Source organism: Streptomyces sp. adm13(2018) (assembly GCF_008042145.1).
In the GTDB taxonomy this organism is placed as follows: domain Bacteria; phylum Actinomycetota; class Actinomycetes; order Streptomycetales; family Streptomycetaceae; genus Streptomyces.
In genome coordinates, this window is record NZ_RDBH01000275.1 from 1 (window position 1) to 731 (window position 731).

Genomic DNA, 731 nt, shown 5'->3' on the forward strand with positions numbered 1-731 from the left:
CGAGCAGGTCACCTTCCTCGGCAACCACGACATGGGCCGCATCGGGACCTTCCTCCAGCAGGACAACCCGAACGCCTCCGACACCGAACTCGTCCGCCGGGCCACCCTCGCCAACGAACTCATGTTCCTGTCCCGCGGCAACCCGGTGATCTACTACGGCGACGAGCAGGGCTTCACCGGCCCCGGCGGCGACAAGGACGCCCGCCAGACCCTCTTCGCCTCGAAGACCGCCGAACCGACGGGGACGGTGACCGTCTTCGCGGTGGTGGCGCTGTTGGTGGCGACRAGGTACTCGGTGCGCGCCTTCGGGTCCGTACGGGAGAAGGCGTAGACGGAGCCCCCGGCGTACCGTTCCTGCTGGATGCCGTCGCGGAGGGCCGGGTGCTCGCGGGTCAGCTTCGACAGCGCGGCGACGGACCGGTACACCGGGTGGGTGGGGTCGTACGCGTCGGTGGCGTGGGTGCGGTCGGTGCCGAGCTGGTCGTCGTCGAGGTAGTCGGCGGTCTTCGAGGCGAAGAGGGTCTGGCGGGCGTCCTTGTCGCCGCCGGGGCCGGTGAAGCCCTGCTCGTCGCCGTAGTAGATCACCGGGTTGCCGCGGGACAGGAACATGAGTTCGTTGGCGAGGGTGGCCCGGCGGACGAGTTCGGTGTCGGAGGCGTTCGGGTTGTCCTGCTGGAGGAAGGTCCCGATGCGGCCCATGTCGTGGTTGCCGAGGAAGGTGACCTGCTCGT

The 731-nt window shown here is 69.2% G+C and carries 2 pseudogenes; one reads left to right on the top strand and one right to left on the bottom strand.

Annotation, left to right across the window (positions count from 1 at the left end):
* A pseudogene (locus tag EAO70_RS40565) lies at positions 1-235 on the top strand (alpha-amylase family glycosyl hydrolase); the annotation flags it as partial.
* Here the strand turns inward: EAO70_RS40565 and EAO70_RS36550 are convergent.
* Positions 217-731, bottom strand: a pseudogene (locus EAO70_RS36550) (alpha-amylase family glycosyl hydrolase); the annotation flags it as partial. The pseudogenes EAO70_RS40565 and EAO70_RS36550 sit on opposite strands and share 19 nt — an antisense overlap.